Raw genomic sequence first — 14,016 nt, 5'->3', positions numbered from 1 at the left:
GTAAGTAAGTTTTCGAAGCTGTCAAATATTGGCAGGAGAAGCATGTATGACAGAAAGTATTAAAGATAAAACTGTAAATAAGGTTTCCATTGAGCTTGGAAAAGAAACATCTGCGGATAACAGTCCTAAAAAAGTGATTACCTTGACGCGAACTCGTAAAAGCACGAGTTTACTTAAAGTAAAAGATACCTCAGGTAAAGCCAAGACTATTAAAGTTCAAGTTCGCAAAAAAAGAACTTATGTGAAAAGTAATGAAGGCTTAATAGATGAAGAGACTAATCGTGCTAACGAAGCAAAAGAAACGCAAAAAGCAGCAGAATTAGCGCATCAAGCAGAGAAAATCGCTGCAGAGAAAAAATTGCACACACTTGACATACAAGCTGAACCCATTTCGAAAAGTAATACTCCTGCGAGTGAAGAGCCCGTATTACCTAATGAAACTGTGGAAAAAGAGCAAGTGCCTGTAGCTGAGAAAAAATTCATAGCACCCGCAACGAATCCAGAAAAAAAATCTAAACCAACTAACGAAAAAGTGATTATTGCTTTACCCACTAATGCAGAAAGGTTGGAGCGTGAGAAAAAGCATAAAAATCGCAATTTAAAAGAAAAAGAGCTGGCGAAATACCGACATAAAGCGATTTATCAACTTGAAGATGAATCCGATGAACAATTCCGTTACCGTAAAAAAATCGGTAAGCACAAACGACCCGATCAATTTTTACAACAACAATTTGAAAAACCAACCGTAGCTGCCATACATGAGGTTGGAATTCCTGAAACGATTACGGTAGGGGACTTAGCGCAGAAAATGTCTGTTAAGGCTGCTGAAGTTATTAAAACATTAATGAAGTTGGGCGTCATTGCAACTATTAATCAAGCTATCGATCAAGATACAGCCATACTTGTGGTTGAAGAAATGGGTCATATTGCTAAGCCTGTTAGCGCTAATGCATTAGAAGAAGGTTTAGTGAATACCACACAACAACAAATGGGTGAATTGCTAACGCGCCCACCTGTGGTGACTATCATGGGTCACGTTGACCATGGAAAAACTTCTCTTTTAGATTATATTCGACGGACCAAAGTGACACAGGGAGAAGCGGGTGGTATTACTCAACATATTGGTGCTTATCACGTAGAAATACCAAAGGGAGTCATTACTTTTTTGGATACGCCTGGACATTCCGCTTTTACAGCGATGCGGGCGCGCGGTACACGAGTGACAGATATCGTTGTTTTGGTTGTTGCTGCTGACGATGGTGTGATGCCACAAACAATAGAAGCTATCCAACATGCTAAAGCGGCGAATGTGCCTATTGTTGTTGCAGTGAATAAAATTGATAAACCTGAAGCTGATCTCGACAGAATAAAGAATGAATTAGCCAAACAAGGTCTCAATCCTGAAGAGTGGGGCGGCGATACTATGCTTATCCCAGTCTCAGCAAAAACAGGTGCTGGTATTGATGACTTATTAGATTCTCTTTTAGTGCAAGCAGAAGTATTAGAGTTGAAAGCGCCACAAGAAGGTCCAGGACAAGGAATAGTTATAGAATCACGTTTAGATAGAGGGAAAGGACCTGTAGTCACTATATTAGTACAGCGAGGAAAACTACATAAAGGCGATCTTTTATTAGCAGGCACTGCTTATGGCCGTGTCAGAGCATTGCTCGATGAGCAAGGTAAATTAGTTGAAGCGGCCGGACCTTCTATGCCCGTTGAAGTGCTAGGTCTATCTAGTGCCCCAGTGGCCGGTGATGAAGCAGTGGTTGTTGCTGATGAACGTAAAGCGCGCGAGATTGCTTTATTCCGTGAAGGAAAATTACGCGAAGCTAAGTTAGCACAACAACGAATGATTAAAACCGATGATATTTTTGGCCAGTTGGATGAAAACCAAGTTAAGACTTTGAATATTATTTTGAAAACGGATATGCAAGGATCCGCTGAGGCCTTACAAGAAGCCTTAAATAAACTTTCTACTTCTGAAGTTAAAATAAAACTTGTGTATGTGGGCGTAGGCGCGATTACCGAATCCGATGCTAATCTTGCTTTAGCTTCAAGAGCATTGATTTTAGGATTTAATGTTAGAGCGGACGCCACTGCAAAAAGAACGGTAGAAAAAGAAGGCTTAATAATGAATTATTATAGCGTTATTTATGAGCTCATAGACCAAGTTAAAAATATTATGAACGGCTTGTTGGCTCCAGAAATAAAAGAAAATATTTTAGGCTTAGCAGAAGTTCGCGAAGTGTTTCGTTCCGCTAAGCTCGGTGTTATTGCCGGTTGTATGGTGACAGAAGGATTAGTACGACGTAATGCGCCTATTCGCTTGTTGCGTGATAATGTTGTGATTCATGAAGGTGAATTGCATTCTTTACGCCGTTTTAAAGATGATGCGGCTGAAGTTCGTCATGGTATGGAATGCGGTATTGGTATTAAAAATTTTACCGATGTGCGAGTAGGCGATATGATCGAAGTGTATGAACGTATTTCTATTTCTAGAACTATCTAATGCCAAAAGAATTTAGTCGCACAGCGCGTATTGCCGATCTCATACAGAAAGAACTAAGTAATAATATCCTTAATAAAGAAATAGCGGATAGCCGTTTGAAATTTATTACGATTACTTCAGTAAAAGTGTCACGTGATCTCTCTTATGCGGATATATTTTTTACACAATTAGATGTGGAAAACTCCAATGATAAACAGCAAAGTAAGGAATTAGCGGTTAAATTATTAAGAAAGGCAGCTGCTCGTTTACGTTATGCTTTAGCACGTCGTTTACAGCTCTACAAAGTGCCTAGCCTGCGTTTTTTTTATGATGATTTCATGGAAGAAAGTGATCGTATTCATAGCTTAATCGACAAGGTCATTGAGAAAGACAAGGCTAAACGTTCTGAATAAATCATTCATAAAACAAGTACTAAGAGTATAGAAATAATTATTTATAAAAGAATAAGTTATGCACCCCTTAATCTCCAAAAAACGTTCCATTAATGGTATTTTATTGCTTGATAAACCTAAAAAGATGACATCAAATCAAGCATTACAAACAGTAAAACAGTTATTTTCGGCAAGTAAAGTGGGACATACAGGAAGCTTAGACCCTTTAGCTACGGGTTTGTTGCCATTATGTTTCGGAGAAGCTACAAAATTTTCTCAGTTTTTACTCAATGCAGATAAAACGTACATTGTAAGTGCTTGCTTAGGAATAAAAACCAACACTGGGGATGCTGAGGGAGAAGTAATAGAGTCACGTCCCGTCACTAACTATTCGGTTGATCAACTAGAAACAGTTTTATCAGCTTTTCGCGGAACAATCTCACAGATTCCACCCATGTTTTCTGCACTAAAACATAAAGGTCGTCCTTTATATAAATTAGCCAGACAAGGTATCGTAGTAGAGCGTAGTCCTCGAACTGTTACCATACATAGCTTACGGTTACTGGATCGCAACAAGCATGCAGATATATCTAACATACATAAGGATTGCGATCCGTGCGATACACAGACCATGTCAAATGCAAAGAGCATACTTAATTTAGAGATTAATTGTAGTAAAGGGACCTATATACGTACTTTAATAGAAGATATAGGTGAAGCGTTAAGATGTGGTGCTTATGTATCTGATTTACGTCGTTTAAGAGTGGCTGATTATCATGCAGAACAAATGGTGAGTTTGGAAGAATTACAAACCTTAAGTCAAGCCGAGTGTGATCAAAAATTATTGAGTTTAGATAGTATGTTAAACGAATGGCCGGTTTTAAAAATTTCACAAGCGGCTGCTTACTATCTTTATCGTGGACAAGCAGTATTACTCCCAAATCTCCCCAAACAAGGATTGCTGCGTTTACTATTACAAGAAAGTGGCCGATTTATTGGTGTGGGCGAAATTTTAGAAGATGGTCGCGTAGCACCACGGCGTTTAGTGGATTTAAATAAGTTAAGTATTTAGCTGACAACTATTTGCGAGTTTTTCTATCATGGATTTATTATTCCCATTAAGTATTAAATATCTTTTTAATCGCACTAAGTAAGCTGTTTTTTTTTAGATTTTATCCTTTACTAAGTTACAGGCATAAATTGATCATATTTTGACCAATCAATAGTAATATTATGGTATTTATCGAGGTCTTTGCTAGGCTTAAAGAGAGAGACATTATATGTTTTAATTAGGAGCTCATATGAATAAAGGTAAATTTCCTCACGATCAGAAACACCAAAAACCACAATGGCCAGGTCATGCAGGTCATGGCCCACAAAAACCTGAGCACAATCCTGGTCATAACCCTGGACATGAGCCACAAGGCAATCCAAACAAACCACAATGGCCAGGTCATAAAGACAAACGCTAACAGTCAAATTAATGCTTTTGGATAAGCTTGCTAAGTTTTTTTAGCAGTTGATTGGGGCAGGAGCGCAACTGAGATGGATGATCCCACGATCATCCATCTTTTTTTATTTATACCCTTTGCATTTTTTGTTTGTGTTGCCACGCAACTCGCAATCCCTCTTACACGGTATTTGCCAAAAATCCTATTGCTGCGAGTATACCTTTAGGCTTTTACTCGGGAAAGATATTCACCGGTGCGCGTATCGACTTTGATTAATTCACCAATCTGGATAAATAGTGGGACTCGGACAATAGCGCCTGTTTCTAAAGTAGCGGGTTTTCCACCTCCGCCAGATGTGTCGCCGCGCACACCCGGATCCGTTTCAATTATTTTTAAAATAACAAAATTAGCCGGCGTTATGCACAAAGGAGAGCCATTAAATAAAGTCAGCGTGCATGAGTCTTGTTCCTTTAGCCATATTTTAGCTTCTGTCACTGCCGATGCATCCGCTGCGTATTGTTCGTAAGTTTCTCCATCCATAAAATGCCAAACATGTCCATCGTTATAAAGATATTGAACTTCAATATCAAATACATCAGCAGCCTGTAAGGTATCCCCAGATTTTAAAGTACGTTCAATGACGCGACCATTTTTTAAATTACGTAATTTAATCCGATTAAAAGCCTGTCCTTTTCCTGGTTTAACGTAATCATTTTCTAATACCGTATAAGGATCACTATCTAACATGACCTTCATACCGTTTCTTAATTCATTTGTTGTGTAATAAGGCATAAATCAATTCGAAGCTTAAAGTTTAAATAGATGTTCGCGATAATACCGTAATTCATTAATAGAGTCTCGTACATCCTCTAGTGCTAAATGTTTAGACTTTTTCTTATAGCCGTCCAATATGCTTGGACTCCAACGATAGGCTAGCTCTTTTAATGTACTTACATCTAAGTTCCGGTAATGAAAATATTTTTCTAATATCGGCATACAACGGGCTAAGAAACGACGATCTTGGCAAATACTATTACCACACATTGGTGATTTATTAGGGGGGACATACGTCATGATAAATTCTAAGGTTTGCTTTTCTGCTTCTTCTTCGGTTGTTTTGCTGACTCTTACTCTTTCCAGTAAACCTGAGCCCTTATGTTGGCGCTTATTCCAATCGTCCATTCCGGTTAATAGTTGTTCAGATTGGAATATAGCAAACACAGGACCTTCTTCTATAATCTCTAATTGAGAATCTGTGATAATGGTTGCAATCTCAATAATTTTATCTTGATTAGTATCAAGTCCTGTCATCTCGAGATCGATCCAAATTAAATTATCCGCTTTGGGCGTCATGTTAGGACCTTTTAATAATTATTACTATACTCTTGGCACTTGAATTTTTGTGTGTTGCCGCTCAACTCGCAATCCTTTCGCGGCCTTGTCAAAAATTCAAATGCCAAGAGTATATAAATTGGCTGTCGGAATTTTCAATCAAGAAAATTATTTATCGTTTATATTATACCGCGGCATCTATTCAAGATGCGAATTTTTTAAAAAAGAATCTATATAGGAAAATTTATGTTATCGCTATTTATTTTTATCTTAATTGCCTATTTACTGGGTTCTTTGTCCAGTGCGATTATCGTGAGTAAATGTGCAGGGCTACCTGATCCACGTACGCAAGGTTCAGGGAACCCAGGAGCTAGCAATATCCTTAGAATTGGCGGAAAAAAATTAGCCGCTATCGTATTATTGGGGGATATGCTCAAAGGTTGGATTCCAGTTATGCTAGCTAAAATGTTTGGTGTGCCGCTAGCGTCTTTGGCATGGGTCGCTTTTTTTGCTTTTATAGGTCATTTATATCCGATTTTTTTTGGTTTTCGTGGGGGGAAAGGCGTAGCAACCGCATTGGGTGGATTATTTGCTTTAGCGTGGCCTCTAGGCTTGATAGGTTTATTAAGCTGGGTGGTGGTGTTGTTTGTATTTCGTTATATTTCTGTTGCATCCATGCTGGCGGCTATCGTGACGTTTTTTTATGTTTTTTATTCTTATTCATTGACGGTTTATTTGCCGATACTTTTAATGACGATAATACTCATAGCACGGCATTTTTCAAATATTCAACGTTTATTTCAAGGTACAGAACCCCAATTAACAAAAACTCAATTTAAGAAGAAAAAATAATTTTTATTTTTTAAGAAAAACTGTTTCCGAATTTTTTTACAAAACCTTTTTTTATGTTATGTTGTTGAATGATAGAGATTTTACAATAATAAGATTTTAATTAAATGGAGATTAGTTATGCCGATTAAATTTAAAAATACTCCTGTTAGAGATTTATTTGCTCCCTCACAAAAACTTCTAAAGGATGTATTATCTCCTTCTAAAGTAGACATAGAGCATAGTGAAAAAAAATTAACTATTTCTGATAGGATCGTTGAACTCTTTTATATTATAGATGATGAAATTTTATCAAAAAGAGATAAAAGATTAATAAAAGACATTCATGGAGAAAAAAAACTCCTCAAATTAAATTTACTTAAATTGTTTAACTGTAATGAAGAACTTATAGACAATACCAAAAAAGAAATTAAAAAAGTTGAAACTGAATCAGGATTAGGGAAGGAGGAAATAAATCAACCTTCAAGCTCATTACAGGCCACTGAGCAAAATTTTCAACCCCCGATAAATAGTGAAGATGCAACAACGAGTTCTTTTAATGATTATTTGCAAGCAATTAAAGCGAGTATTCAAATTTTTAAAGAAAAAAATATTGATTTAAGTTTTCTTGCTTTCGAAATTAATATGATATTAGCGTATTTATTGAAAAATAGTTTGACATCTGAAGAAAAAGATCAACTCAATGAATTAACTTTATCAAATAGGATGCCAGGACGAGAATTAGATTTAGAAAATATTCCTGATTATATCTACTTTTATGAGCAAGATCCGATAAAAACTTGTATTGCTTTATTAAAAGATTATTCTAAAGGTAAGGGTTGTTTAGGGATCATTTATCGATTTTTTTCAGGGGCTTGGAAAAGAAATTATAAAGATCCTGTTAATAAGTTTTTATCGATTTATAAAAAAAATGAGTTACCCGATAATACAACTATATGTGGTATTTATATGAAATTAAAAGATCAGGGTTTATTATTTAATTTTGACGCTGAAAGTAAAAGTAGTTTAAGAAAAATATTGTTATTTTGTGCCAAGCTTAATAATGAAGAAGAGGCTTTGCTTCATTTAATAGTTAATTGTTCCTTCACCTCTTTTCCTCCTCTAGATCAGGATAGACAGTTTGCTTGTTGCTTCAGCATTTGAAATTTTACTCTTTAATCCAACTGATCTAAAGGATAACGCGCAATGGTTTTTATGCCTAAATTATCGCTTTGACCTAAATTTAAGCGACGATAACCTAAATAAGCAATCATTGCCCCATTATCTGTGCAGAAACTGGGTCGTGGGTAATAAAGTGTGAAATTATGCGTAGCTGCCATGTTGGCAAGTTCTTTTCTGAGCCAGGTATTCGCAGCTACGCCACCTGCAACCACTAAACGACGCAGGCCTGTTTGCTTTAAAGCGCGCATAGCCTTTATAACTAAAGTATCCGCTACGGCAGCTTGAAATTCATGAGCAATATTTGCTTTAGTTTGTTCAGCTTGATCGCTCTTTTTTAATGTTGTACTCACAAATGTTTTCAAACCACTAAAACTAAAGTTGCAACCCGGTCTATTTACCATCGGACGTGGAAAAGCATATTGTTTAGCTTGGCCTTGTTCAGCTAATGCAGCGATGGCAGGACCACCGGGGTAATTTAAACCTAATAATTTGGCTGTTTTATCAAAAGCTTCGCCTACCGCATCATCTAGACTTACACCTAGAATCTTGTAATCGCCGATACCGTTTACTTGTGCTAGCAGTGTATGGCCGCCGGACACTAAAAGGGCAATAAATGGGAAATCCGGGACGTGTTCTTCTAGCATAGGTGCAAGCAAATGCGCTTCCATATGATGTACCCCTAAGGTGGGAATTCCGAGTGCCCAGCCTAAACTACGTCCAAAAGCTGCACCGACCAATAGAGCCCCGGCTAAGCCAGGGCCTGCACAATAGGCAATGCCATTGATAGCTGAGAGCGTGAGGTTGGCAACTGTCAAAGTCTCTTGTAATAAGGGTAATATTTTAAGAATATGGTCGCGTGAGGCGAGTTCTGGAACGACGCCGCCGTACAGATTATGTAGCTCAATTTGACTATATAACGAATGGGCAATGAGACCTTTTTGACCATGATAGAGAGCGATACCGGTTTCATCGCAGGAAGTCTCAATCCCTAATACACAATGTATGTTTTTTGGATGGATATCGGTTTGTTTTGAATAGAAACTTTGCATTTTTATGGATTGCTGGTTAGAATTAGCACCTATTTTAACTTTAATTGAGGAAGTGTACTACATGCCCGGCGTAATACTTAAAACCAGCGAAACACTCGAGTCGGCTATTCGCCGTTATAAGCGTGCCTGTGAAAAATCAGGTATTTTCGCTGAAGTGCGTCGTCGTGAATACTACGAGAAACCCACTGAAGCACGCAAGCGTCGTTTCGCAGCAGCAGTTAAGCGGTGTCGCAAGCGGCTGATGCGTGATAACCCTTGCTTTATCGCTAAAACAAAGCGTAAGCATTAATATCAGCATGACTACCTCTCTCAAACAGCAAATTCAGGAAGATATGAAGATTGCTCTTCGAGCACACGATAAGCAACGATTGGGTGTGGTACGGCTCATTTTGGCGGCGATTAAGCAGGTTGAAGTGGATGAACGCATTGAAGTAGATAATACGCGTATTACACAGATACTGAATAAAATGATTAAGCAACGTCGCGATTCTATTGCTCAGTATGATCAGGCTAAACGTGATGATTTAGCCGATCAAGAACGTTTAGAAGTCAAGATTATTCAAACCTATCTACCCGAACCTTTAAGTGAAACAGACATTGATCGTATTGTATCTGAAGCCATCACAAAAGTAGGTGCTACTTCAGTAAAGGAGATGGGAAAGGTCATGGCAGAACTGAAAGACAAATTACAAGGTCGTGCGGACATGACACAAATTAGCGCAAAAATTAAAGCCCGGTTGACTTAAAAATTCGTTTATTTCTTCTTGAGCTGTAATACAGACAAAGATTCAAGTGCGAAGAGTACATAAATATGTCACTAGCACCCATCCCACAGGAATTTATTAATGAGCTCCTAGCGCGCATAGATATAGTGCAGCTTATTGATGCACGCGTTCCGTTACGAAAAAAAGGTAAAAATTATATTGCCTGCTGTCCCTTTCACGCCGAAAAAACACCTTCCTTTACTGTTACGCCAGAAAAACAATTTTACTATTGTTTTGGTTGCTCTGTAGGTGGGAATGCTTTTAGTTTTTTAATGGAATATGAAAAACTAAGTTTTGTTGAAGCAGTGAACTCTTTAGCGGAACAAATAGGTATGGAAATCCCGCAACATTCAAAACATCAAGAAATTTATTATAAAGCTTCTTCTAATCTTTATGGTTTGTTAGAAGAGGTAGCGCAATTTTATGCCAAAGAATTACGACATAATACACTCGCTATTAACTATCTAAAACAACGTGGACTATCGGGCGAAATAGCTAAGAAATTTAACTTAGGTTATGCACCAGCGGCTTGGGATACATTGCTTAAAACTTTTAACGATACCGAGAATTTATTTGCAGCGGGTTTATTAGTTAAAAAATCCGAAGGCCAAGGTTATTATGATCGCTTCCGGGATCGAATTTTGTTTCCGATACGTGATAGAAGAGGACGCGTCATTGGCTTTGGCGGTCGTGTCTTGACGCAACAGGAACCCAAATATTTGAATTCACCTGAAACGACACTTTTTCATAAAGGTAAAGAACTGTATGGTCTTTATGAAACATTTCAGGCAAATCGTCAGTTAGAACGTATCATAGTGGTTGAAGGTTATATGGATGTTTTAGCGTTGTTTCAAGCGGATTTCCCTTTTGCTGTCGCAACCTTGGGCACTGCAACCAGCCAGGATCAAATAAGTCGACTGATGAGTCATACACAGGAAATAATTTTTTGTTTTGATGGCGACATTGCCGGAAAAAAAGCCGCATGGCGTGTACTTGAGCAAAGCTTAGATTTATTAACAGATGGTTATATACTACGTTTTTTATTATTACCTAATGGCGAAGATCCAGACTCTTTGCTACATAAGAAAGGTCGTACTGAATTTATTACGAGGTTGCAACAAGCGCAGTCTTTAGGTGAATTTTTATTTGGTTATTTGTTAACGCAAATTGATATTAATCAATTAGAAGGTAAAGCACGCCTGGCGAAGCTAGCCGTCCCGCTGATTGAGAAGGTAGCGGTGGGTATTATGCAACATAAATTATTTGAACAATTGGCCACTTTAGTTAATATGGATGTGGTGACATTAAAAAAAGTTACTGCGAATGATAAAAGCAATATAATAAAAAAAATGCCAAAAAAAATAAAGTTTAATACAGCCAATCGTTCTTCGCCGATGCGTTTGGCGATTGCCTTATTAGTGCAATTCCCGCAAATCGTTAAATCACTTTCCGATAAGCAATGTCATATATTAAGCAGATTAGAATTACCTGGAAGTGATTTTTTAGTTCAATTATTTTTACTGCTCAAGCAAAATCCAGAATTAACCAGTGCTATGTTACTAGAATATTGGCGAGAAGATGAAGCTCGTTATAAAATTTTCAAACAATTGATAAATTATCCCCTAGCTATTCCCGAATCCGGGATGCAAGCTGAATTTCATGATTTACTCAAGCATTTAAAAAAAGCAGCCGCAGAAGGACAAATCGATAAGCTATTACAACAAGGAAAGCAATCCGGTTTGAACGAAGAGGAAAAAAAACATTTGTATCATTTAATGTTAAATAACATTAACGATAAATAGCGGCTGCATTTTAATTAGTATTCTCAATTTTCATATTTTTTGATAAAGAAAGCACACTATATAATGGACTTTTTATAAAACCCGTGTATTTTATGATGGGTTCCAAGTGTAGCCTAAAAGTCGAGGTTAACAGTTTAAAAATTATACTTATGCCATTTGTGAAGAGTAGTTTACACAAGGAAGTGATACAAACCTGACAACATCCTTTAATGTGGAGTTAATATGCATATTGGCGTTCCTAAAGAAATTAAGAACAATGAATATCGAGTGGCTATAGTGCCATCTATTGTTCGCGAACTGACTGATCGTGGTCATCGAGTTTTCATTGAAACAAATGCAGGGAATGGTGTTGATATTTCAGATAGTGATTATCAAGAATCAGGGGCTACTATCCTCAATAGCGCGCAAGAAGTTTTCGAGCAAGGCAATTTGATCCTTAAAGTTAAAGAACCGCAACCACAAGAATGTGCTTATTTAAGTGAAGAAAAAACTTTATTTACTTTTTTACATTTAGCTGCTGATAAAAAGCAAACAGAATTATTGTTAGCTTCGAATTGTACGGCTATTGCCTATGAAACAGTCACTGATGCGTGGGGTGGTTTGCCTTTGTTAGCGCCTATGAGTGAAGTAGCAGGACGCATGTCGATACAAGCCGGCGCACATTGTTTAGAGAAGGCGCAAGGAGGACGTGGAATTTTATTATCGGGTGTTCCTGGTGTTTCATCCTCGAGTGTTGTTGTTTTAGGCGGCGGAGTCGTGGGTAGTAATGCCATTCGCATGGCATTAGGCTTAGAAGCCCAAGTGACTGTATTGGATAAATCAGCCGCAAAACTAAAAGAATTAGATCTACAATTTGGTGGGCAACTGAATACTATTTTTTCTACACAAGATTCAATAGAGAAATATGTAGCATTAGCAGATTTATTAATAGGTGCGGTGTTAGTACCCGGTGCAGAAGCGCCGAAAATTGTAACACGAGATTTATTAAATAAAATGCGCCCAGGTTCGGTAGTTGTGGATGTATCCATCGATCAAGGCGGATGTTTCGCGACAAGCCGCCCGACAACACATACGGAACCTACTTATGTTGTCGATGATATTGTTCATTATTGTGTGAGTAATATGCCGGGTGCAGTGCCACGTACTTCTACGTTTGCTTTGACGCATGCCACACTTCCTTATATTTTGGCCCTAGCGAACAAAGGTATTTACCAAGCGTTGGCTGAAGATATCAATTTACGGAATGGCTTGAATATTTCACGTGGTCGTATCACACATCAAGCGGTGGCACGTGTATTTGATAAGCCTTATGTTTCAGCACGGGAGGTTTTGAGTGTCTAATTGTTTTATTCATGAATCCTTGAGATCGGTTCCTATTACGCCTATTTTGCCAGAGTTGTGGCCAGCTTGGTTAGCGGAACAGACAAAAACTACACAACAATGGTTACAATCCATAAATTTTATTGTAAAACCAGGAAATTATAGTTTACTTCCTGGAACAGCAGGACAACTGCAACAGGTTCTTTTGGTATGTAATGATGTATCGGATTTCTGGACGTTCGGTTTGCTACCCACTGTACTACCCGAAGGACATTACCATGTTGAAGGTATAGATAAATGTAAATTATTGGAACAAATTGCTTTAGCGTGGGGCTTAGGTGCTTATGAATTTACCCGATATAAAAAATCCACTCGACCTTTAGTACAATTGCTTATTGCAAAAAAGAATCATACTCAATTAATGATAAAACTTGAGGCGATTTATAGAGTTCGTAATCTAATCAATACGCCAGCGGATGATATGGGTCCCGCAGAACTCGTAGAAAATGTATTTCAGATCGGCAAAAAATACCATGCCTCAGTGACACAGATAGTCGGAGAAGATTTATTAGCGGCTAACTATCCCGCTATTTATACCGTTGGTAAAGCGAGTTGTCATGAACCTCGTTTAGTTGATTTAAAATGGGGTGATAGTAAACATCCAAAAGTTACTTTAGTGGGTAAGGGCGTATGCTTTGATTCAGGTGGTTATAATTTAAAGTCTAGTAGCAATATGTTGGCTATGAAGAAGGATATGGGTGGGGCAGCAAATGCTATCGGTCTAGCCGAAATGATTATGGCATATCAGTTACCAGTGCGTTTACGTTTATTAATTCCTGCCGTGGAAAATTTGATTGCCGGAAACGCCTATAAACCAGGCGATATTATTCAGACTCGACTTGGTTTAACTGTAGAAGTTGCAAATACCGATGCCGAAGGTAGACTTATTTTAGCGGATGCTTTGTGTGAAGCGGATAGTGAAAGTCCAGAATTGTTGATCGATTTTGCTACCTTAACCGGTGCGGCAAGAGGTGCAGTCGGAACAGAAATAAGTGCCTTTTTTACCGACCAAGAACAATTGGCGCATGACATTATCCAGCATAGTCACCAACAACAGGATCCAGTATGGCGTTTACCTTTATATAAACCGTATCAAAAATTACTCGATGGAAAATTTTCTGATTTAAACAATTGTGGATCTTCGCCTCTTGGGGGTGCCATTACAGCTGCGTTGTTTTTGCGTAGTTTTATTAGTGAAAAGACGACGTGGTTACATTTTGATTTTAATGCATACAATGTTAATACCCGACCAGGTCGACCCGAAGGCGGAGAAGCCATGGCGATATTAGCGGTGTTTAGTTATTTATTAGATCGATATGCTATTTAATTAGATGTTTTACCAACATGG

14 protein-coding genes are annotated in these 14,016 nt (G+C 37.9%); 11 read left to right on the top strand and 3 right to left on the bottom strand.

Annotated elements, in window-relative coordinates; all coding sequences use genetic code 11:
* Positions 1 to 46 precede the first annotated feature (46 nt).
* From infB to AACL18_RS05575, 4 genes are all read left to right on the top strand, one after another.
* A complete protein-coding gene (gene infB, locus AACL18_RS05590) occupies positions 47 to 2,509 on the top strand; it encodes a translation initiation factor IF-2 (RefSeq protein ID WP_339049847.1) in 2,463 nt (820 codons plus the stop codon).
* Entirely contained in the window at positions 2,509 to 2,901 is a 393-nt protein-coding gene (gene rbfA / locus AACL18_RS05585) for a 30S ribosome-binding factor RbfA (protein ID WP_339049844.1), read from the top strand. Before infB ends, rbfA begins: the two co-directional genes overlap by 1 nt.
* Before the next feature lie 58 nt (positions 2,902 to 2,959).
* Positions 2,960 to 3,952 carry a tRNA pseudouridine(55) synthase TruB gene (truB, locus tag AACL18_RS05580; RefSeq protein WP_339049843.1) on the top strand — a complete coding sequence of 331 codons (993 nt, stop codon included), beginning with the start codon at positions 2,960 to 2,962 and terminating at the stop codon, positions 3,950 to 3,952.
* Positions 3,953 to 4,181: 229 nt separating this feature from the next.
* The gene (locus tag AACL18_RS05575) at positions 4,182 to 4,352 is read left to right on the top strand and encodes a hypothetical protein (protein ID WP_339049841.1); all 171 of its coding nucleotides are present in this window, start codon (positions 4,182 to 4,184) and stop codon (positions 4,350 to 4,352) included.
* Between the two features lie 201 nt (positions 4,353 to 4,553).
* Here AACL18_RS05575 and efp read toward each other — a convergent pair whose 3' ends face one another.
* Complete coding sequence (gene efp / locus AACL18_RS05570; protein WP_339049839.1) at positions 4,554 to 5,123, bottom strand: elongation factor P; 570 nt, start codon at positions 5,121 to 5,123, stop codon at positions 4,554 to 4,556.
* Positions 5,124 to 5,138: 15 nt separating this feature from the next.
* Positions 5,139 to 5,684, bottom strand: coding sequence for an oligoribonuclease (gene orn, locus AACL18_RS05565; RefSeq protein WP_339049837.1), 546 nt, complete (start codon positions 5,682 to 5,684; stop codon positions 5,139 to 5,141).
* A gap of 225 nt (positions 5,685 to 5,909) precedes the next feature.
* On the opposite strand from orn, the gene plsY reads away from it, so the two are divergent.
* Both plsY and AACL18_RS05555 read left to right on the top strand, forming a co-directional pair.
* Entirely contained in the window at positions 5,910 to 6,515 is a 606-nt protein-coding gene (gene plsY / locus AACL18_RS05560; protein WP_339049835.1) for a glycerol-3-phosphate 1-O-acyltransferase PlsY, read from the top strand.
* 117 nt (positions 6,516 to 6,632) lie between these two features.
* Positions 6,633 to 7,655, top strand: coding sequence for a hypothetical protein (locus tag AACL18_RS05555; RefSeq protein ID WP_339049833.1), 1,023 nt, complete (start codon positions 6,633 to 6,635; stop codon positions 7,653 to 7,655).
* An 11-nt stretch (positions 7,656 to 7,666) separates the two neighbouring features.
* On the opposite strand, the gene tsaD is transcribed toward AACL18_RS05555, so the two are convergent.
* Positions 7,667 to 8,722, bottom strand: a complete 1,056-nt coding sequence (tsaD, locus tag AACL18_RS05550) for a tRNA (adenosine(37)-N6)-threonylcarbamoyltransferase complex transferase subunit TsaD (RefSeq protein ID WP_339049832.1) — start codon at positions 8,720 to 8,722, stop codon at positions 7,667 to 7,669.
* A gap of 61 nt (positions 8,723 to 8,783) precedes the next feature.
* Between tsaD and rpsU the strand changes: the two genes are divergently transcribed.
* The 5 genes from rpsU (at position 8,784) to AACL18_RS05525 (ending at position 13,995) form a co-directional block, all read left to right on the top strand.
* On the top strand, positions 8,784 to 9,011 hold the full coding sequence (gene rpsU, locus AACL18_RS05545) for a 30S ribosomal protein S21 (RefSeq protein WP_006035291.1): 228 nt from the start codon (positions 8,784 to 8,786) through the stop codon (positions 9,009 to 9,011).
* A 7-nt stretch (positions 9,012 to 9,018) separates the two neighbouring features.
* Positions 9,019 to 9,468: a GatB/YqeY domain-containing protein gene (locus AACL18_RS05540; RefSeq protein ID WP_339049829.1), complete on the top strand. Its 450-nt coding sequence runs from the start codon at positions 9,019 to 9,021 to the stop codon at positions 9,466 to 9,468.
* A gap of 65 nt (positions 9,469 to 9,533) precedes the next feature.
* Positions 9,534 to 11,288: a DNA primase gene (gene dnaG, locus AACL18_RS05535; RefSeq protein ID WP_339049826.1), complete on the top strand. Its 1,755-nt coding sequence runs from the start codon at positions 9,534 to 9,536 to the stop codon at positions 11,286 to 11,288.
* 222 nt (positions 11,289 to 11,510) lie between these two features.
* Positions 11,511 to 12,629 carry an alanine dehydrogenase gene (gene ald / locus AACL18_RS05530; protein WP_339049824.1) on the top strand — a complete coding sequence of 373 codons (1,119 nt, stop codon included), beginning with the start codon at positions 11,511 to 11,513 and terminating at the stop codon, positions 12,627 to 12,629.
* Entirely contained in the window at positions 12,622 to 13,995 is a 1,374-nt protein-coding gene (locus tag AACL18_RS05525; protein WP_339049822.1) for a leucyl aminopeptidase family protein, read from the top strand. Before ald ends, AACL18_RS05525 begins: the two co-directional genes overlap by 8 nt.
* Positions 13,996 to 14,016 lie beyond the last annotated feature (21 nt).

The organism is Rickettsiella endosymbiont of Xylota segnis (assembly GCF_964019545.1).
Taxonomy (GTDB): Bacteria; Pseudomonadota; Gammaproteobacteria; order Diplorickettsiales; family Diplorickettsiaceae; genus Aquirickettsiella.
This window is presented reverse-complemented; position numbering and strand designations above follow the sequence as displayed.

What these genes read in the sequence shown, in the direction of transcription:
- rpsU (WP_006035291.1), top strand. Translation starts at nt 8,784, where the DNA reads ATGCCCGGCGTAATACTTAAAACCAGCGAAACACTCGAGTCGGCTATT.
- rbfA (WP_339049844.1), top strand. Translation starts at nt 2,509, where the DNA reads ATGCCAAAAGAATTTAGTCGCACAGCGCGTATTGCCGATCTCATACAG.
- plsY (WP_339049835.1), top strand. Translation starts at nt 5,910, where the DNA reads ATGTTATCGCTATTTATTTTTATCTTAATTGCCTATTTACTGGGTTCT.
- tsaD (WP_339049832.1), bottom strand. Translation starts at nt 8,722, where the DNA reads ATGCAAAGTTTCTATTCAAAACAAACCGATATCCATCCAAAAAACATA.
- AACL18_RS05575 (WP_339049841.1), top strand. Translation starts at nt 4,182, where the DNA reads ATGAATAAAGGTAAATTTCCTCACGATCAGAAACACCAAAAACCACAA.
- AACL18_RS05555 (WP_339049833.1), top strand. Translation starts at nt 6,633, where the DNA reads ATGCCGATTAAATTTAAAAATACTCCTGTTAGAGATTTATTTGCTCCC.
- ald (WP_339049824.1), top strand. Translation starts at nt 11,511, where the DNA reads ATGCATATTGGCGTTCCTAAAGAAATTAAGAACAATGAATATCGAGTG.
- efp (WP_339049839.1), bottom strand. Translation starts at nt 5,123, where the DNA reads ATGCCTTATTACACAACAAATGAATTAAGAAACGGTATGAAGGTCATG.
- orn (WP_339049837.1), bottom strand. Translation starts at nt 5,684, where the DNA reads ATGACGCCCAAAGCGGATAATTTAATTTGGATCGATCTCGAGATGACA.
- truB (WP_339049843.1), top strand. Translation starts at nt 2,960, where the DNA reads ATGCACCCCTTAATCTCCAAAAAACGTTCCATTAATGGTATTTTATTG.
- infB (WP_339049847.1), top strand. Translation starts at nt 47, where the DNA reads ATGACAGAAAGTATTAAAGATAAAACTGTAAATAAGGTTTCCATTGAG.
- AACL18_RS05540 (WP_339049829.1), top strand. Translation starts at nt 9,019, where the DNA reads ATGACTACCTCTCTCAAACAGCAAATTCAGGAAGATATGAAGATTGCT.
- dnaG (WP_339049826.1), top strand. Translation starts at nt 9,534, where the DNA reads ATGTCACTAGCACCCATCCCACAGGAATTTATTAATGAGCTCCTAGCG.